At 54.3% G+C, this 16,743-nt stretch carries 14 protein-coding genes; 4 read left to right on the top strand and 10 right to left on the bottom strand.

Features of this window, described 5'->3' with window-relative positions; genetic code table 11:
* Window positions 1-52: 52 nt before the first annotated feature.
* From NNL35_RS05105 to NNL35_RS05090, 4 genes are all read right to left on the bottom strand, one after another.
* On the bottom strand, window positions 53-883 hold the full coding sequence (locus tag NNL35_RS05105; protein WP_006677841.1) for a sugar ABC transporter permease: 831 nt from the start codon (window positions 881-883) through the stop codon (window positions 53-55).
* Window positions 880-2,193 carry a carbohydrate ABC transporter permease gene (locus NNL35_RS05100; protein ID WP_006677842.1) on the bottom strand — a complete coding sequence of 438 codons (1,314 nt, stop codon included), beginning with the start codon at window positions 2,191-2,193 and terminating at the stop codon, window positions 880-882. Before NNL35_RS05100 ends, NNL35_RS05105 begins: the two co-directional genes overlap by 4 nt.
* 81 nt (window positions 2,194-2,274) lie before the next feature.
* Window positions 2,275-3,600 (bottom strand): sugar ABC transporter substrate-binding protein, encoded by a 1,326-nt coding sequence (locus tag NNL35_RS05095; protein WP_040732062.1) that lies wholly within the window; start codon window positions 3,598-3,600, stop codon window positions 2,275-2,277.
* 533 nt (window positions 3,601-4,133) lie between these two features.
* Window positions 4,134-5,909 (bottom strand): glycoside hydrolase family 13 protein, encoded by a 1,776-nt coding sequence (locus tag NNL35_RS05090; protein WP_006677844.1) that lies wholly within the window; start codon window positions 5,907-5,909, stop codon window positions 4,134-4,136.
* A gap of 248 nt (window positions 5,910-6,157) precedes the next feature.
* On the opposite strand from NNL35_RS05090, the gene NNL35_RS05085 reads away from it, so the two are divergent.
* From NNL35_RS05085 to NNL35_RS05075, 3 genes are read left to right on the top strand one after another with little or no spacing between them, the layout of a single operon-like run.
* Window positions 6,158-7,264 (top strand): GerAB/ArcD/ProY family transporter, encoded by a 1,107-nt coding sequence (locus tag NNL35_RS05085; protein WP_040732028.1) that lies wholly within the window; start codon window positions 6,158-6,160, stop codon window positions 7,262-7,264.
* 17 nt (window positions 7,265-7,281) lie between these two features.
* Window positions 7,282-8,760 carry a spore germination protein gene (locus tag NNL35_RS05080; protein WP_006677846.1) on the top strand — a complete coding sequence of 493 codons (1,479 nt, stop codon included), beginning with the start codon at window positions 7,282-7,284 and terminating at the stop codon, window positions 8,758-8,760.
* Window position 8,761: 1 nt separating this feature from the next.
* Entirely contained in the window at window positions 8,762-9,919 is a 1,158-nt protein-coding gene (locus NNL35_RS05075) for a Ger(x)C family spore germination protein (RefSeq protein WP_006677847.1), read from the top strand.
* A gap of 63 nt (window positions 9,920-9,982) precedes the next feature.
* Here the strand turns inward: NNL35_RS05075 and NNL35_RS05070 are convergent, their stop codons facing one another.
* The 3 genes from NNL35_RS05070 to NNL35_RS30320 all read right to left on the bottom strand — a co-directional run bounded on the left by NNL35_RS05070 (window position 9,983) and on the right by NNL35_RS30320 (window position 13,265).
* Complete coding sequence (locus NNL35_RS05070; RefSeq protein WP_006677848.1) at window positions 9,983-12,229, bottom strand: bifunctional 2',3'-cyclic-nucleotide 2'-phosphodiesterase/3'-nucleotidase; 2,247 nt, start codon at window positions 12,227-12,229, stop codon at window positions 9,983-9,985.
* A 444-nt stretch (window positions 12,230-12,673) separates the two neighbouring features.
* Window positions 12,674-13,120, bottom strand: a complete 447-nt coding sequence (locus NNL35_RS05065; RefSeq protein WP_254553972.1) for a small multi-drug export protein — start codon at window positions 13,118-13,120, stop codon at window positions 12,674-12,676.
* Between the two features lie 13 nt (window positions 13,121-13,133).
* Entirely contained in the window at window positions 13,134-13,265 is a 132-nt protein-coding gene (locus NNL35_RS30320; protein ID WP_274380412.1) for a hypothetical protein, read from the bottom strand.
* 123 nt (window positions 13,266-13,388) lie between these two features.
* Here NNL35_RS30320 and NNL35_RS30805 point away from each other — a divergent pair, with 123 nt between their 5' ends.
* Complete coding sequence (locus tag NNL35_RS30805; RefSeq protein WP_040732031.1) at window positions 13,389-13,640, top strand: hypothetical protein; 252 nt, start codon at window positions 13,389-13,391, stop codon at window positions 13,638-13,640.
* A 27-nt stretch (window positions 13,641-13,667) separates the two neighbouring features.
* Here the strand turns inward: NNL35_RS30805 and NNL35_RS05055 are convergent, their stop codons facing one another.
* From NNL35_RS05055 to NNL35_RS05045, 3 genes are read right to left on the bottom strand one after another with little or no spacing between them, the layout of a single operon-like run.
* Window positions 13,668-14,939 (bottom strand): ABC transporter permease, encoded by a 1,272-nt coding sequence (locus NNL35_RS05055; RefSeq protein WP_006677851.1) that lies wholly within the window; start codon window positions 14,937-14,939, stop codon window positions 13,668-13,670.
* Window positions 14,932-15,837 (bottom strand): ABC transporter ATP-binding protein, encoded by a 906-nt coding sequence (locus tag NNL35_RS05050; protein WP_006677852.1) that lies wholly within the window; start codon window positions 15,835-15,837, stop codon window positions 14,932-14,934. The genes NNL35_RS05055 and NNL35_RS05050 overlap by 8 nt, the downstream gene beginning before the upstream one ends.
* The gene (locus NNL35_RS05045; RefSeq protein WP_006677853.1) at window positions 15,834-16,733 is read right to left on the bottom strand and encodes an ATP-binding cassette domain-containing protein; all 900 of its coding nucleotides are present in this window, start codon (window positions 16,731-16,733) and stop codon (window positions 15,834-15,836) included. The genes NNL35_RS05050 and NNL35_RS05045 overlap by 4 nt, the downstream gene beginning before the upstream one ends.
* Window positions 16,734-16,743: the final 10 nt, after the last annotated feature.

The following is a 16,743-nucleotide window of genomic DNA, read 5'->3' as shown; positions in this document are numbered from 1 at the left end:
CGGACGAAGGCGGACGTTCCCTGTCGATGCCCGCATGGGCTGTTCCCTATTTTCATCCCTTATCCGCTCCCGCCGTCAGACCTTCGACCAGGAAGCGCTGCATCGACATGAACAGGATCGTAATCGGCAGCGCGACAAGCACGCAGCCCGCGGCGAAGATGGTGAACTGCGTCGCGAATTGATCGCTGACCATGCTGTAGAGCCCGACCGCCAGCGTCTGCTTCTCCTTCGTGCGCAGCACCATCTGCGCGAAGATGAAGTCATTGAAGGCGCCGGCGAACGAGGTCACGCTAAGGAAGACGATCAGCGGGCGCGACAGCGGCAGGAAGATGCGGAAGAACACGGTAAGATGGTTCGCTCCATCGATCCGCGCCGCTTCTTCCAAGCTTTTTGGAATCGTGTCGAAGTAGCCCTTGACCAGCAAATACCCCATCGCTGCGCCTGCAGAGTAGACGAGCATCAAGGCCGAGTGCTTGTTCAGCAGGTTCATGTTCAACAGCAAAATGTACACGGCAATCATGCTCATGAAGGAAGGGAACATGCCGAGTATGAACAGGAAGCTCATGATTCCTTTGCGTCCGTAGAAGCGGAAGCGCGAGAAGGCATAACCCGTCAGCAAGACGAACAAGGTGCTGAATACCATCGAGACGACGGCGATTTTCAGCGTGTTCACGTACCAGTCGGCGAACGGGAACTTAATGAACAGCTGACGATAATGCTCGAGCGTGAACCGATCCGGGATCAGCGACTCGCTGAACAGGGATGTCCCTGGCCGGAAGGAGGACAGAATCACCCAGATCGCGGGATACAGGGCGAACAGGGCGATAAGAACAAGCAGGATATGGGTAATGACGGACCAGGTCTTTTTTCTCCATCGGTTCATCGGTAAACATCCTCCTCTCGGAACGAGCGCGTGCGCCGGAAATTCCACAATGAGATCGTAGCGAGAATGGCAAAGATGATAATGCTGACGATCGCGGCGAAATTGTACTTGCCGTTGTTAATCGACAAATTGTACAGCCACGTAATCAAAATATCCGTCTCGCCGGCAAATTGGTAGTCGCTATTGGCCGGCCGCCCGTTCGTCATCAAATAGATGACATTGAAGTTATTGAAGTTCCCGGCGAACTGGCCGATCAGAATCGGCGCAAGCGAGAACATGACGCTCGGGAATGTAATCTTGCGGAACTTCTGGAACGGCGATGCCCCGTCGACTTCGGCCGCCTCGTACAGATCGCGCGGAATCGTCGTCAATATCCCGATGATGAGCAGCATCGACACCGGGAACCCGAGCCATAGATTGACGAGCAGAATCGTCACCTTCGCCCAGACCGGATCAGAGAGCCAATTCGGCCCCTCCAGCCCGAGCCAGCGCAAATACTGGTTCACCGGCCCGAACTGCGCGTTGAACATATTGCGCATGATGAGCAGGGAGACGAAGCCCGGAATCGCGAACGGCAGCATATAGAGCGTGCGCCACATCGCCTTGAAGCGCGTAATCGGCTGCTGCACGAGCAAGGCGACCGCGAAGCCGCCGAAGAACGTCGTCACGGTGGACAGGATGGCCCATACCACCGTCCAGGAGAAGACGCCGTAGAATGTTTTGGCCCAGGCGCTGAGCGCGAACAAATCTTTGAAGGTCGATAACCCGACCCAGTCCACCAGATTCGCGGGCGGAAGATTTTTCGGCGAAGAGTAGTTCGTGAAGGCAATCAAGATATTGAATATCAGCGGCAGCACGCTGAAGAAAAACACGAACAAGAGCGGCGGGAACAGAATCAACTGCGCGAAGTTCTTCTCGAACATATGCTTCAACGACTGTCCGAACGTATGCGGCTGTCCGCCAGCTTCACGCAGCGCCCCGTTCCGGTAGGCATCCCGAATATTGTAAATATAGAGCATGATGAAGACGATGACGACAAATACGATAATGAGTCCCTCAATCAGAAGAAAAATGGAGTGATCGCCGGCAACCCGTTGATACACCTTGCCGACCAGCTTCAGCTCCTGCTTCCGTTCCCCGAGCGTAGCCAGGCCCCATAACGCATGCCCGAGATTCATGAAGGCAAAATAGAGGCCTCCGGCATACATGGCCAACAGAACGAGGCCTTTGCCCAACTGCCGATTATAGATCTGACCAGCGCCCATAATAACGGCGGATAGCACGGCGGCGATGCCGCGGTGTCTGTTCATGAGTCAATCCCCCCGATGAATGAGACCGTCACCTGCCCGCCAAGGGGGAGGTGACGGCGCTCGAAGTGATGATCGATCTTATCAGCCCTGTTGGGCAATCGCGGTCTTGACGTCCTCCACCGCCTTTTTCAGAATAGCCTCTACATTGCCGCCCTCCCAGATTGGCTCCAGCGTGGCGGTCAGCGGTCCCCATACGGAGCGCATTTCAATAATGTACGGCATCGCCTCGACGTTTTTGAACTGCTCCAGGAACGCCAGCGCATTCGGATTCGCCTGGATGGCCGGCTCGTTCTCCATGCCGTTGCGCGCCGGAATGATGCCTGACAGCTCGTAGTTCTTCACCATCGCTTCCTGAGAGGTCACATGATGGATGAACAGCTTCGCCGCATTCGGATATTCGGAGAAGGTGCTGACGAAGTAGGCTTTGACCCCCAGGAACGGCTTCGGCGCCTTGCCGTTCGGCATCGGCGGCAGCGGAACCGCGCCGACCTCGAAGCCGAGCTTCTCCTTCGTGAAGTTGCCCAGCTGCCAGATGCCGTCCATATTGATCGGCAGCTTGCCGGTCTGGAACAGACTTGTTTTGACATCCCCGCTTGCATCCGCGGCCTTGATCGGAATCGCTTCGCGCAAGCTCTGGTAGAATTGGAGCGCTTCTACCGCTTCCGGCGTACCCAGGCCGATATCGGCCGGATCGGTGCCGTTCTTGCCGAAGACATAAGCGCCGTTGCCGGCCATAAAGGCATAGTTGTAGTAGAAGTTATTGACTTCATACAGGAACCCGAACTTATTGTTCTTCGCATCGTTGATTTTTTTTGCAAAAGCGATGATGCTCTCCCACGAGGCCAGATCCTCTTCCTTCACCAAATCTTTGTTGTAGTAGAGCAAATAGGTCTCCATATTGCGCGGATAGCCGTAGATGATGCCGTCTAATGATACCGCTTCCACCGCGGCCGGCGCGAAGTTGTTCATCGTGTCTTCCGCATAGAAATCATTCGGCATGACGAGTCCCGCAGCTACCGCCTCTCCCAAGTGATCATGCGGCAGCACCATAATATCGGCTCCGAGCCCGGCCGGGCCGTCCGTCTTCACCTTCGCCATCTGCTCGCCGGATCCGATCTCCTGTATCTCGACCGGAATGTCGTACTTCGCCGTGAACTCCTGGGCCATCGTCTCCAGGAACTCCTTCTGCTCCGGTCCTTCCCAGATGACCAGCTTCGCTCCCGGTTCAGGAACAAGCTCCTCGTCGCCAGCCGCTCCGCCGCCGGACGCCGTCTCACTGGCCTCGCCCTGTGCCGCCGGCTCCTCTGTCGCAGGCGCCCCGCTATCCGGCCGCGGTCCGCACGCCGACATCATCAACAACATCATGACCATTACGATGAACAAGCTGCCAAGCTTTTTCCCCTTCATGTTCATACCCCTCTCCCTGGTTGGTTCCGATGAAGTCATGCTTTCATGCAAACGTTTGTTTTTTTGAACGTATCATCTCTTCTTTTTTGTTTTAATGCTGAAAATTCCTTATAAGATCCATTTTAAGAAAAAAATGAAAGATCTGAAAAGATGAACATTTGCACAAATGGTGAAAATGACAAAACCCGCTTTGCAATCATAAAAATTCCCTTGTGAAAACAACCGATTTTTTCTTGTGCACATCATCCGCTTCGTGGTTAGTTAAGGCAGCGAGCCGCCGAGAGTCATCTCCAGCACCGCATCGGCCTGCCTTATTTCCGGATTTATTCAAACGATTGCACAAACGGACGAAGGACCCCCTGCCGTTCGCATCATCCCCTTATCCGGCAATAGCTTCGCTGGCACATCGTTATACAAAATAACCCCGGTATCTCTTCACTCAAGCTTCAAAGAGAATACCGGGGTTGTTCGGCTAAGCCGCCGAAAGCATTGCCCTTAAATTGTCGTCTGGCTTAGTTGCATTGTATACGTTTTCATTGAGCATTGTCAATATCGCTTTTCATGCGAAAAACCGCAAAACCGAAGCCATCCAAGGCCACCTCCAGCGTGTCCGGCTGAGCAGCGATGCGAATGCCTTCTCCGTATTCCAGCGACCATGATCCCTCTGCTACCGTTCCCGTCTCCAGCCGAAGCTCGGCCGGAGCATCTCCTGCATTCATCGCGATCAGGAAGCTGCCATCTGCTCCCGTTAATTCATACATCAAAGTCCTGCCCTCCGCTTCGGCATGCAGGAAGCGAATGCGCGCGGATCGCAGCGCCTCATGCTTGCGGCGAAGCGCGATAATCCGCTGATAGAAGGCGAACAGACCGCGGTCTTGCTCCGCTTCATCCCATACCATGCATTTGCGGCAGCCCGGATCCGGTCCGCCCTCCAGGCCGATCTCGTCTCCATAGTAGATGCAAGGGGTGCCCGGATAAGTGAACTGGAACAGCGCCGCCAGCTTCATCGGACGAACATCTCCCTCGCAGAGCGTCAGCAGGCGCGGCGTATCGTGGCTGTCGAGCAAATTGAAGGACACTTCGGTCACCGGCTGCGGATAGCTCGCCAGTATCGACCCGATGGAATCCGCGAACGCGCGGGCATCCGTCGTCTGCCGGGCAAAGAAGTTCAGCACCGCATCCGTGAATGGGTAATTCATGACGGCATCGAACTGGTCCCCCTGCAGCCACATCATTGAATCATGCCATATTTCCCCCAAAATATAGGCGTCCGGATTCGCCTGCTTGACGACTTGCCGGAATTCGCGCCAGAATTGGTGATCGACCTCATTGGCCACATCCAGCCGCCAGCCGTCAATGCCGATCTCCTCTACCCAATATCTCGCCACCTCCAGCAAATACCGCTTCACCTCCGGATGGCTCGTATTAAGCTTCGGCATGAGCGGCTCGAAGGAAAACGTCTCATAGGTCGGCTTGCCGTCCACAACGCGGAGCGGATAGTCTCTCACGTAGAACCAGTCTGCGTACGGGGATTCGCTTCCCTTCTCCATCACATCGACGAACGGAGGAAACGTGCGGCCGGCATGATTGAACACCGCATCAAGCAGGACCCGGATTCCCCGCTCATGGCACGCCATGATCAATTCCTTCAGCTTCTCATTGGTGCCGAAATGCCTGTCCACCTTCAAATAATCCCGCGTGTCGTACTTATGGTTCGTCGTCGCTTCGAAGACCGGCGTAAAGTAAATGGCATTAATGCCTAACTCCGTTAAATAATCAAGATGATCCAGAACCCCTTGCAGGTCGCCGCCGAAGAAATTGCCCGGCTTCGGTTCCCCGCCCCATGCCTCGGTCTTCTCGGGGTCGTTGGCTGGATCGCCGTTCGCGAACCGCTCCGGGAAGATCTGATAGAAGACGGCCTCCTTCACCCAGGCAGGCGCTTCGAACATATCGTTCGGATGGAGGAACGGATACTCGAACGACTCGAAGTAGTCCCAAGGCAAGTCCTCGAAAAACCCGCGTTCCGTCAAATACACCTGCTCGTCCTTGCCCTGAATCCGGAATGCGTAGCGCAACCGCCGGTACGGCGGACGGTACGCAGCCTCCCAATAATCGAACAAGGCATCCGAAGCAAAAATATGCATCGGAATGAACTCTGTCGAATCTTTGAACGCATATTTGTCCACCACGATCGCTTCCACCTTCACGGCATCATCCCGCTTCGTGCGGAGCCGGAGATGGATCGTCTCGCGATCATAGGCATACGACCAATTTTGCTTGGAACGATGATACACCGCTTCCCTTAACATGTGCCCACTCCCTTGTACATCATCTCAATATGCCATAACCGAAGGCATGGCCGGACAACAAAAAAAGGCACAGCCAGCGCGATAAATCACGAGGTTGTACCTGTCACGGTAGCATTGCCTTTAAGTTATTTAGCTGTATTATAGCCGGAACCGGCCGGTTTGGCTATAGCTTTTTCCGCTTTATGATTAATTTTTTCCTTGCCGGCTCATTCTAAGGATGTCAATCATACCCAAAAAGGATGATCTCCATGAACCGCGGCTCGGAATTTATCACCTATCTTCAATTATGCTTCATCATGATGCTGTCAACCGGGCTCCTGAATCATGTCATCATTATTCCGCTCCTGCTTCAGCAAGCCGGCAGAGACGGATGGTTGAGCGTTCTGCTTCTGATGATTGTCGTCCTGGCCTGGATCCCATTGCTGCGATGGATTATGAAGGCCAAGGGTCAGCAGGCGTTGTTCCCTTGGATGAAGGAGACCTTCGGCCCTGCGGTTGCCTGGTGCGTTACGGCTGTCATTGGGTTGTATTTATGGATCAGCGCGTTTGTCACGGTGAAGGATACCGTGAACTGGGCCAAAACATCGTATTTGCCGCAGACCCCCCTATTCGTTCTTACGGTATCGCTTCTGCTTCTCTGTATTTTCGGGGCACTGGCCGGCCTGCGATCCATTGCCATTTGTTCGGGGATCCTGCTTCCGTTTGTCCTCCTGTTCGGATACTTCATCATGTTCGCCAATGCCAAATATAAAGATTACTCCTTAATGTTCCCGCTGTTCGAGCACGGGTATATGCCGGCGGTTCGCGGAACGCTGTACATCGGAGCGGGCCTGGCCGAACTGTTTCTCCTGATTCTAATCCAGCACCGCATTTCCAAGATGCCCCGCTTCTGGGGAATCGCTGTGCTTGCTCTTATTTTATGCGGATTGACCATCGGGCCGCTCATCGGATCGATTACGAATTTCGGCATCAAGGAGGCGGCCAATATCCGTTACCCGGCATTCGAGCAGTGGAGATTGGTTTCGGTCAGCAAATATATTGAACATATCGATTTTCTGTCCATTTATCAATGGATGTCGGGCGCGTTTATACGCATTTCGTTCATGCTCTTTCTGATCGTGGAACTGCTTCCGCTCCATTCCCTCTTCCACCGGATGCTGATGTGCATCTTTTCGGGGGTTACCTTGCTGATTGCCGTCAATTTGCATCTAAGCGATATGTTGTTTTTCAAAATTCTCGAATTATTCGTTTTGCCCGGAACAACCGCAGGCCTTACCCTGTTATCTCTGTTCCTGTTCCTGATGAGCTGGTTCCGTTCCCGGCGCGGCACGAAGCCGCGCCCCAAAGACCTATAAGCAAGGAGGCTTCAAGCATGAGCGCCAATTCATCATCCTCTTCTCCGCTTACGCTCAAAGTCATTCGAGATTATTTCGCGGAATGCTCCGATATCAAGTCGGAAAATTACGAATTCGGTCCGGCCGCCAAGACCATCCATCTCACCTTAATCTACTGCTCCGGAATGACCGATATGAAGCAGTTGAATCAGGCTGTCGTTCCCGCGCTGCATCTTATGCTGCAGGATGGGCCCTCCGTCTCGCAGGCCGTCAGCCGTAACCGTCTCATCCCTCTGCTTCCTTTGCCTCCGGGGGCAGGGCTGACGGAGATGGAACGGAAGCTGTTCACCGGAGAACTGATCGTCTATGTGCATGGGGACAATGAAGTCTACTTCATTGATATTTCCGAGCGGCCGGAGCGGCAGCCGGAAGAATCCAATACGGAAGTTTCCATCAAAGGTCCGAAGGATGGGTTTACGGAGAGTCTGGCGACGAATATAGCACTCATCCGCAAGCGCCTTCGCACCCAGTCCGTGAACTATGAGACGTTTATTATCGGCAGGCGCTCGCAGACCGAGGTCGGCCTGCTTTACATGCAGGATGTCATTCGGCCGGATCTGGTCGATATCGTAAGGAAGCAGCTTCATGCGATTGATACCGATATAATCGTCGGCAGCTCCCAACTGGGCGAATTGATGCTGAACTCCAATTATTCCATGTTCCCGCTGATGGATTACATCGGACGCCCTGATTATGTGGTGGAGTCGCTGAGCCGCGGAAGATTCGTCATCCTTGTCGACGGCTCGCCTATGGCGCTGATCGGGCCTTCCAGCCTATGGCTGCTCCTGAAGTCACCGGAAGATGTTCATTTTCCGACTTTTTTCGTCGGCTTCCAGCGCATCATCCGCTTGTGCGGACTTGTCATCTCCATCTTCACCCCTGGCTTCTGGCTCGCCCTTAGCGCTTACAATGTGGAGCAGCTCCCGTTCCCGCTCCTGGCCACCGTGTCGACTGCGCGGAGTGGTCTGCCGATGTCTGCGACAATGGAATTGCTGTTCATGCTGGGTATGTTCGAACTGTTCCGGGAGGCCGGCATTCGACTGCCTAAGGCCGTGGGGCAGACGCTGGCCGTCGTCGGCGGCCTAATTGTGGGAGACGCCTCGATCCGTGCGGGGCTCGCTTCCCCGACTACGCTGGTCGTCGCAGCCGTAACGGCCGTCGCTACCTTCACGCTTATCAATCAATCTCTGAGCGGAACGGTTAGCGTGCTGCGGCTTGGCGTGCTGCTGGCCAGCTCGCTGATGGGCATGTTCGGCTTCTTCCTGGCCGTAATGGCCATTTTGCTCTATTTATCAACGATTATGTCTTACGGCATTCCGTATCTTGCCCCCGTATCCCCACCCCAATGGAGAGACATGTGGAAGGCGCTGCTCCGCGTACCGCTCAATATGGACAAGTACCGTTCCTCTAATTTGACGAGAGAGCAGGACAACACGAGAAAAGGGGGCGATTCTTGAGATGAACGCTAGATGGAAGCGGGTTGTCATCCTCCCGCTCGCGGCAATGATCCTTCTCGGTCTGCCCGGCTGCTGGGATGCCAAAAATATTCAGGACATTAACTACATTGCGGCCATCGGCATCGATTATGTGGGCGGAAAATACGTTATCTACACGCAATCGCTCGACTTCATGAACGTTGCCAAACAGGAGACGAAAGCGAACGAGCCTGCTCCGATCTGGGTTGGACGCGCCACAGGCTACACGCTGGACATGGCCATTAACGCCATCTATACTGCCTCCCCGCTGCGCGTTCTGTTCGAGCATACCTCCGCCCTTATCATTACGGAGAGAGCGATGAAGCATGATATCAACCACCTGATGGACGCGCTGCGCCGATACCGGGAAGTTCGTTATACGCCCTGGGTGTTCGGCACGAAGGAGCCCCTGGACAAGCTGCTGTCGGTCACGAATGTGTTCAACATTTCGCCGCTCACGTCTCTGCTTCATCACCCGGAGGACGTCTATCAGCAGAGCTCCTTCATCGCCCCGCTCGCGCTGCAGAAGGTGACATCGGAACTGGGAGAACCGGATTCCTCCGTTATCCTCCCGTCATTGATCACGCAAGAGACGCAATGGGTCGAAAACGGGAAGCCAAGCGGACAGTACTTAATCAACGGGGCTTATATCATCGTGAACGGGAAAAATAAGAAATGGATATCATGGAGAGATCTGATGGGCCTGCGCTGGCTGACAAGGACAACGGCGCGCACGCCCGTGGTCGTCGGCAACGAACAGAAGCCGGAAGCCGTACTGTCGATGTACTATCCGATGAGCCGGATTCAAGTATCGATGAAGAACAATCAGCCCGTCTTTCATATCAGCCTGAAGGTATCCGGACATCTGGACGAAATGCTGGAAAATATTCCGGTTGCGAAGCTGCGCCGCATGTTGAACGAAAAAATCGAAAAAGATATCCGCCATACGTTCGAGAAGGGGTTGGAGCATGGCATTGATATTTATAACTTGAAAAACGAGGTGTACCGCAAGAAGCTGAAGCTGTGGAAAGCCCTCGGCAACGGAAAAGATATTCGGCTTACTCCCGACTCAATCGCCTCAATCAAGATTAACGCGGAGATTCACCATAGCGGCGCCTACAAGTATATTAATCCGAAGTAGCGCTTCCGATATAGAAAGACCCTGTCCGACGAAGACAGGGTCTTATCGCATCCGGTGCGCGTCTTAGCTGGCCGCCGGAGCGGTCGCGCTCAATGATTGCAGAATCGATTCCGGCAGCCATAGCCGATTGTCCGTCAGCTTCGATTGAACCGGCTGCTTCTGGCCATTCACCTGAATCTCGTGCGAATTCAAGATATAAATGACAGTGGCATCGCCTTTGGTCAAGGTTACCGTCTTCGTCTTGTTGTTATAGACGATGTCGATGCCTCCCTCCTCCGCCTTCGTCCGCACCGGAACAAGGGCATCCGAAGCGGATGGCTTCTCCGGCGTCGTCTGCTGCTCCTCGCCCGCCGACATGTCCAGCGAGAACTTGGCGAAGCCGTCGCTCTCCAGCCCGATGAATTGCATGCCTCCGGCTTGAGCCGCTGCCTCCTGGGCCTTCGGAGACGTGCGGAACGTGACATCGGCCTCCCCATGAATCGGGACGAAGGACCAGTTGTTATCCGCAGTCGGATTGATTTTTTTGTTCTGCGCGATGTAATCGATCAAGATTTGCCGTGTCTCGTCCGGCGAAGAGATCACGATATTGGATCCGTCCAGATTCGGGAAGTTGCCTCCGCCGCTCGCACGGTAATTGTTCGTGGCAACCAGGAATTTCTGTTCCTTCGTCACCGGCTTCCCGTTATATTGCAGATTGACGATCCGGTGCGAGTCTGGCGCCGCCAGTTGACCCTGCCGATTGTAGCGGGCAGGCTGCGTCACGTCGATCTGGTACGTAACGCCGTCGATAACATCGAATAGATACGTTGGGAATTCTTCATTGATGAGCGGCTGCTCTCCCGCCTTGCCCGGCACAATCTGGTTGAATTGCCCAGCCGCATGCTCCAGCCATTCTTTTACTTCATCGCCATTGAGCAGCACCACATTCACCGTATTCGGATACACATACAGATCAGCCGCGCTCTTCACGGCCAGTGTCCCTGCCGGAATATCCGTGAAATAGCTCGGGCCCCAGCGTCCGCCTGCCTTGAATGGAGCTGCCGCCGACAGAACCGGAATTCCTTCATAGGAAGTGCCTAGAATATATTTTTCCGTATACCATTTCTGGGCATTGGAAACGATCTGAACGGATGGATCGTCGCGCACGACGGAGAAGAAGCTGTTGATCGGCGCCGTCGTCTCCCCAATCGGCTGGCGCACATATTCGATCGTGCCTTCATGATCCGCCTTCACGGCATCCACGATGCGCTGATCGGCATCGACAAGCGGCTTCTTATTCGCTTTATCATAGATCGGACGGGCTTCGGACTGACTGTCGACGACGGTCCATTTCCCGTTGGACTTCTCCAAGGTCAGATCGATGATCCCAAGGTGATCACCCCAGAATCCCGGCATGACCGCAGGAGTCCCGTGAATGGTTCCTTTCTTCACATCGACCCCTTCGATGTTCTCGAAGTCCGGACTCGGGAAGACGTTATGGTCATGCCCGAACATGACGGCGTCGATTCCTTTGACCTGGGTCAAATAGTAGACCGTGTTGTCATCATTGCCCTTCCGCGGGCTGCTGTCGAAGCCGGAGTGAGGAATCGCGACGATGAGATCGGCGCCTTCCTGCTTCATCTTCGGCACGAACTTCTCCGCGGTCTCGATAATGTCCCTGACGACAACCTTGCCTTCCAGGTTCGCCTTGTCCCACTCCATGACCTTCGGCGGCACGAATCCGATGACCCCGATCTTCAGCGTAACGTCTTGGCCAGCGTCATCCTTGAACGTTCTCGTCAAGATTTCATACGGCTTGAAATAATTTTTATCGTTGTCCGGGTTGTTGTCGCCATCATCGATGTAAACATTGGCATTCACGTAAGGGAACGCGGATCCCTTCAAGCTGCGATCGAGGAACTCCAGACCATAGTTGAACTCATGGTTCCCGATCCCGGCCGCATCGTACTTCAGCAGATTCATCGCTTTGAACACCGGATGGACCTGGCCGTCCTGAAGCGGCTTGATTTGGGCCGCATAATCTCCCAGCGGATTGCCTTGAATCAGGTCCCCGTTATCGAACAGCATGCTGTTCGCCACCTCTTGACGCGCCTTCGTAATGAGCGAAGCCGTCTTCGCCAGGCCGAACTCGTCGGTTTCCTTATCCTGGTAGTAATCATGATTCACAATATGTGTATGAATGTCGGTCGTCTCCATCAGCCGCAGCTTCAGCTTCGGCCCCTGCGCCGCCTCGCCGAACGCCGTCATGGAGAATGCGCTGCTTAGCAGCATGACGGCAAGAAAACATGTTAACGCTTTCAATTTCTTCATTCCAGCAACCCTCCCGTTGTATTTAATCCCATTTCGGCAATCAAATGATACGAGCGTCTTTACAATATTTCATAATAATCCCGCTTCCCCTATGTACAACGATGCTCTATCCTCTTCCCTCCTTACGAAAAACGATAGATTGGAATCATATCATGAACGACTTGCTTTATTACTGTAACCTTTGTTCACGAATTTAGCAATAAGCTGATTCTCATTTTACAAAATAAAAAAAGCCCGGAAGGGGCGGTTACACAGAGGGGGCGGCAGCGAAAACTTCCGCCCTTACAGGAATTTCTATGTCTGCGCTCATTTTGGATGAGAGACTTGACATACTGACGCTACCGTCCTTTGCCCCTGTTCAGCAGCAAACCGAGTAAAATAAACCGGAGCCGGGAGCAGCGCTATCCAAAGCAAATGCAATCAGCCCGTGCGCCATCTCGCCATCTATCTCAGGTGACTGACGATATCGATGCCCAGCATGGCCAATGCGCCCGCGCCGACCGTCCACAGGGCAACGCCTATGGTCTGCCACAAGGTCACATAGCTCTTGGGTGCCCCCGACACCAGTGAAATGAACGCGCCAATATGATGGCCAAATACGAGCGGACCGATCAACGCCACGCCCGGCACGCCATATTTGCCGAATATCTTCCGGGCCCTCTCCATTCGCTTTCCGCTTCCCGTCCCCTGCCTGCCGACGCTCCATTTGCCATACAGAACAATAATGAGCATGATGGACAACCAGTTCCCGATCAGCGCGACAGCCATGACCGGGATTGGCGACATCCCAAGCATAATGCCGATTGGCGCAGCTACATATCCTTCCAGAAAAGGAACCATCGAGACAAGAAACACCGCGGCCGATTGCAGCAGCACATTGGCCTCCTTCACATTTTCCAAAACATTAAAAATAAAATCCATCCTTCTTCCCCCCATATATTGCGCCTATGGTATCAGGCTTGCCCGTATCGATTTCTTTCCCGGCGGTACCACACTGCGCAGGCACCGCCAGCAGTCTCATCATCGTCTTCTTCACAGCATCCTCCTTCCCGTCCACGCTGCATTCAGCATAATGCCAACCTTGCGAATCTGCAGCAAAAACGCCGTGAAACGCGCCTTTCGGGGGGTGAAAGGCGGCATATCCACGACGAACGGCAACATGTCAAATCTTGAATTGTCCTTTGAGTTCCATATACTTGCTTCTGGAAAGCGGAACGGTGGAGCCGGTCTTATCGTCCAGCTTCAAAATATAACTGTCCTTGGTCCAAGCTTCAATCTCGCGCACCTGCTGCAGATTGACAAGGTAGGAATCGAGACGGATTATACCATCTTCATGACGCAGAAAATCCCTGACAAACCAAGATGCAGTTCATCAGGGAAATTCAACGGTAATTATGATTTGCCTCACTGATAGCCTTTACCCACAGGGAGTGTCAGCTTAAATCTTGTACGCCTTCATTGCCTTGCGGATCTCTTTCCACGACGGGCGCTTGCCGTACATCAGGACGCCGGTGCGGTAGATCTTCGCCGCCAGCCAGCCGAACACGAAGACCGAGGCGAGGAGGATAACAATTGATATCCCGAATTCCCACCAGGCCACCTCGCCTGCGCCGAGGCGCAGCAGCATCGAGGTTGGCGTGAAGAATGGAATATACGATGAGATTCTGACCAGCAGCGAATTCGGCGTCGAGATGCTGAAGATGGCAATATAGAACGCCGCCAACGTCAGCATCGTAATCGGCATAATCGCTTGGCCGAGATCTTCTGTCCGGCTAACGATCGAGCCGACCGCCGCGAACAAGGTCGCGTACAGGAAGTAGCCCAGCACGTAGAGCAGCAAGCCGCCGCCTACGACACCCCAATCGATCATCGAGATATCGAAGTTAATGGCCTTCAGCGGCGCATTATTATGCGGCAGCATCAGATTCCCGATCATGACGAGGAAGAAGAGCACAATCTGCATCAACCCGAGGATGAACATGCCGATAATCTTCCCGAACATCTGGGCGAGCGGCGAGACGCTCGTAATGAGAATTTCCATAATGCGGGAGCTTTTCTCCTGCGTAACCTCGGACGCGATCATATTCCCCGTCATCGTATTTGTCATGAAGAACAAGATGATGAGCACAGTGACGACCGCAACCGAGACCCCCTTTTTGGCAGGGTTCTTCTCTTCGCCGGCCTGACCGCCTTCCTTCAGGATCGTCTTGTTCTCGACTTGAACCGGCTCGTTCAATTGGGCGATCTGTTCCGGAGTCAGCGAATCCTTGACCAGCCACTCCGTCTTAATCAGCGTGAGCGTGCCCGTCAGCTTCGATTCCTTCTCCATGCCGAGCTCGTCTTTCCCGGAATAGACGACAAGGGGAAATTCTCCCTTCGCCTTGTCCTCGAACGTAATATACCCATCGATTTTGCCCGCCTGCACATCCTTCTTCAACTGCTCATCCGTCGCATCCGTATACGGAACGAAGCGGAAATCCGCCTTCTCCTGCTTGGCATAATGATCGGTGAGCGACTTCGCGATATCCGGATGCGGCCCGGAGACGACGCCGATCGTAGTCGGCTCGTTATTCGAGAATAAAGATATGAAGTACGGGACGTTGGCGCCCACGCTAATGAGCAGAGCCAGAACGAGCGTCGAAATAAGAAACGATTTGGTCATCAGCTTGGTCCGCAGTGTAAATCCGATAACCGTCCATACATTATTCATTCGAATCACCTCCTACCGCCTTGATGAAGATTTCATTCAAGGTCGGCTCCTTCACTTCGAAATGCTGAATCGGACCTTGGGCGAGCGCCTTCTGCAAAATCTCCTGCGCGACAGCCTCGCCGCTGATCCGAATCCGGTATCCTTCCTCCGTCCGGTTCACATCGGTTACTCCCGGAATCGAGGCCAGCCCTTCCACTTCTCCGGCGGCGCGAAGCAGCACCTGCTCCCGCGGGTAACGGGACTTCAACTCCCGCAGCGAGCCTTGGACGACCGCATTGCCCTTCTGCAAGATCGTCACATTGCGGCACAGTTCCTCGACATGCTCCATCCGGTGGGTCGAGAACAGAATGCTCGTGCCCTGGTCGCGAAGCTCCTTGACGGTCTCCTTCAGCAGCTCGACATTGACCGGATCAAGCCCGCTGAACGCCTCATCCAGAATGAGCAGCTTCGGCTTATGCACGATGGCTGCGATGAACCCGATTTTTTGCTGATTCCCCTTGGACAGCTCCTCAATCTTCTTGTTGTAGTTCTCCGGCACATTGAAGCGCTCCAGCCAATATTTGAGATTCCGGTCCGCTTCCTTGCGCGGCATTCCGCGCAACTGCGCCAAGTAGGTCACCTGATCGCTTACCCGAATCTTCGGATACATGCCCCGCTCTTCCGGCAAGTATCCCAGCGTGCGCTGCAGCTCGGTATGGAACGGCTTGCCGTTATATCGTATCTCCCCTCCATCCGGGTAAATGAGACCGAGCACCATCCGCATCGTCGTCGTCTTCCCGGCTCCGTTCGCGCCGAGCAGCCCGTAAATTTCCCCCTCTTCCACATCCAGACTCAAGCCGTTGACGGCTGTTTTGTCCGCATACTGCTTCACGACCTGTTTCAACTCCAATGGCTTCATTTGCCTCGAACCTCCTGATTCAACTCAATTAAATACGCCAGAATATCATCCAGCTCGATGCCGGCCGTCTGCCGCGGGATAATGCCGTTCTCCGCCAGGAACGCATCGGCCCGCTCCGCCTGGCTGGCAATCAGCCGCACCCCGTGCCGCTCCTGGATCGCCTTGACTACGCCCGGAACGCCGGCATAATCCTCGGCCTCCCCTTCCACCCAGAATTCCTTCCAGGCATCGAACAGCGCATCCTTCTCGATCACGAGCAGCACCTGTCCTTTGTGAAGGAACAGAACATAATCGGCCAGCCGCTTCACTTCCTCGATAATATGCGTCGCAATAACAATGGATCGCTGGCCTTCTTCCAAATAGGAATTCAAATCTTCGATCATCATCCGCCATGAAATCGGATCGAACCCGGAAGACGGCTCATCCAGCAGCAGGAGATCCGGCTGCGGGCAGATGGCCAGGATCAGATCGAGCTTGCGGCGCATCCCTTTGGACAGCTTCCTGAGCTTCGTCTTCGGGGGGATATCGTACCGGGCCATCAGATGATGGTACAGCTGCCAATCCCATCGCTCATACCAGTAGGCGGCGAAGGCTGCCGCCGCTTCCGCGGTGAGATCATCCTCCTCCGAATTGGGGCTCTCCGCCACATAACCGATGCGCGCCTTGACAGACGTGTCCGGCTCCGGCTGATAGGTCTCCTGGAAGAGCGCAACGGTGCCGCTGTCCGGCTTGATGAAGCCCATGAACATGCCCATCAGTGTCGACTTCCCGGCCCCGTTCGTTCCTACAATCGCAGTGCAGCAGCCTTGGGGAATCTGGATGTTCAATGGTCCAATGTGCAGCCGTTCCCTGCGCTTTACCACGTCCTTCAATACTATGACCGGCTCGATGTTCATCGCATTCTCT

The sequence above is a fragment of the Paenibacillus dendritiformis genome, assembly GCF_945605565.1.
Taxonomy (GTDB): domain Bacteria; phylum Bacillota; class Bacilli; order Paenibacillales; family Paenibacillaceae; genus Paenibacillus_B; species Paenibacillus_B dendritiformis_A.
Note: the sequence above shows the minus strand (reverse complement) of the source record. Positions and strands in the feature narration are given on the sequence as shown.